Raw genomic sequence first — 2,696 nt, forward strand, 5'->3', positions numbered from 1 at the left:
GGACGGCCCTCTGCGGTGCAGTTGCCGACCTATGCCTTCCAGCGCAAGCGGTACTGGTTGGAGACGCCGGCCCAGGGCGCGGGTGAGGACACAGCCGTCGGCTCGGGGCTGAACCCGGCGGATCATCCGTTGCTGGGTGCGGTTGTGGGGTTGGCTGAGGGTGATGGGTGGTTGTTGACCGGCAGGTTGTCGCTGCGGTCTCATCCTTGGCTTGCTGACCATGCGGTGCGTGGGGTGGTGCTGGTGCCGGGAACGGCCTTTGTGGAGGTGGCTGTTCGGGCGGGGGATCAGGTCGGTTGTGAGCGTGTGGAAGAACTCACTTTGGAGGCGCCGTTGGTGCTTTCGGAGCGGGGTGGGGTTCAGGTTCAGGTCGTGGTGGGTGCCCTCGATGAGAGTGGTCGCCGCTCGGTGAGTGTGTATTCGCGTGAGGAAGAGGCCGCAGAGCAGGAGCCGTGGACCCGTCATGCCGTGGGGGTTCTGGCGTCGAGGGTCAGCTCCGAGGTGTTCGAGATGGGGGTGTGGCCTCCTGAGGGCGCGGCCGCAGTAGGGGTCGAGGGGTTTTATGACCAGTTGGCGGCGGCAGGGTTTGAGTATGGTCCTGCCTTCCAGGGGCTGCAGCGCGCATGGCGGCGTGGGGATGAGGTGTTCGGGGAGGTCGAGCTGCCTGAAGAGCTGGTAGCTGAGGCTGGCCGGTTCGGTGTGCATCCCGCGCTGCTGGATGCGGCTCTGCATGGAATGGGGCTGGGATCGCTGCTGCGGAGTCCCAGCCCAGACAGCGGTGACCAGAATCTGCTGCCGTTTGCCTGGAGCGGTGTGACGGTGCATGCCAGCGGTGCTTCACGGCTGCGGGTGCGGTTGGCGAGGGTGGGGCAAGACGCGGTCTCGGTGACAGTGGCTGATGCCACGGGCGGCCCGGTGGCCTCGGTGGATTCGCTGGTGTTGCGGCCTGTCTCGGCGCAGCAGCTGCAGGCTGCGGGGTCAGCCGCCCAGGAATCGCTGTTTCGAGTGGAGTGGGTCACCGTCGGGGCTGCAGTGGCCGAAGTTTCGGCTGCCGACCGGTGGGCGGTATTGGGTGGAGGCGAGCTGGGGTCGGCTCTTGCGGGGGTGCCGGGGAACCGACTGCAGACCTATGCCGATCTGGCCATGCTGAGGGAGGCGGTCGCCGCGGGTGAACCGGTCCCGCAGGTGGTGATGATGCCGTTGCTGGAGGAGACGGAGAGGGAAACCTCGCCGGAGGAAACCCCCTCTCGTGTGCGTGCAGTGCTCTCGGAGGCCCTGGAGCTGATGCAGTCCTGGCTGGCCGATGACCGCTTCACCGCATCCCGGCTGGTGATCGTGACCCGCGGGGCCGTGGCCACCGGCTCTCAAGACCGCCCGGTGGACCTGGTTCACGCCCCGGTATGGGGACTGATGCGCTCAGCACAATCAGAGCACCCCGGCCGCTTCGTGCTCCTCGACTTGGACCAGCCCACCCCCACCCTTCCCACCCTGGCCACGGCACTGACCCTGGACGAGCCACAGCTGGCGATCCGACAGGACACGCTGGAGGCACCCCGCCTGGCACGAGCCGCCTCCTCACCCCAAACCCTCCAACCCCCCACCGGAGAAACATCATGGCGGCTGGATGTCACCAGTAAGGGGACGTTGGACAATCTTGCGTTTGTGGCGTCCCCCGATGTGACCAGGCCGCTGGAGCCCGGGCAGATTCGGATTGCGTTGCGCGCAGCAGGTGTCAACTTCCGCGATGTAGTCCTCGCACTGGGCATGGTTCCCGGGGAGGAGGTCATGGGGAGTGAAGGGGCAGGCGTCGTCACGGAGGTGGGGCCTGGCGTCACGAAGTTGGCTCCAGGCGATCGAGTGATGGGGATGATGAACGCCGCTTTCGGGCCGGTTACTGTAACTGATCATCGTTTGGTTGTTCCGATGCCTCAGGGATGGTCGTTCTCTCAGGCGGCCTCGATGCCGATTGCGTTCTTGACTGCGTACTACGGACTGGAGAACCTGGGTGGTTTGCAGCCCGGCGAGTCCGTGCTGGTCCACGCGGCTGCGGGTGGGGTGGGTATGGCGGCAGTCCAACTGGCACGGCATTGGGGGGCCGAGGTATTTGCTACAGCAAGCCCTGCCAAATGGGATGCAGTGCGATCACTGGGCCTGGATGATGCCCATATCGCTTCCTCGCGTACTCTGGAGTTCGAAAAGGAATTCCTCAATGTCACCAATGGGCAGGGTATGGATGTGGTGTTGAATAGCCTTGCTCGAGATTTCGTGGAAGCTTCATTGCGTTCGCTGTCTCGGGGTGGCCGATTTATCGAGATGGGCAAGACAGACATCCGTGATGGCGAGACAGTCGCAGCAGATCACCCTGGCGTGAAGTATCAGGCGTTCGACCTGAGCGAGGCTGGGCCAGAACGTATCCAACAAATGCTGACCGAGATAGTGAACTTGTTTGAACGCGGCGTTCTCCAATCTCTGCCGGTGCGGGCCTGGGACGTGCGACACGGCAAAGAGGCTTTGCGTTTTGTCAGCCAAGCCCGCCACATCGGCAAGGTCGTGCTCACCATGCCACCATCCTTGGATGGGTGTGGAACGGTTTTGGTGACCGGCGGGACCGGTGTGTTGGGAGGGTTGGTGGCTCGGCACCTGGTGGCTGAGCATGGGGTGCGGCATGTGGTGCTTGTCAGCCGTCGGGGGCCTGC

General features: G+C 64.5%; 1 protein-coding gene. It reads left to right on the forward strand.

Going from position 1 to position 2,696, the window contains the following annotated elements:
* Positions 1–15: 15 nt before the first annotated feature.
* Positions 16–2,696: SpnB-like Rossmann fold domain-containing protein (locus SM418_RS37850; RefSeq protein WP_371946463.1), on the forward strand; the 2,681-nt coding region annotated here is incomplete at its 3' end.

This window comes from Actinomadura chokoriensis, from assembly GCF_041463665.1.
In the GTDB taxonomy this organism is placed as follows: Bacteria; Actinomycetota; Actinomycetes; order Streptosporangiales; family Streptosporangiaceae; genus Spirillospora; species Spirillospora chokoriensis_A.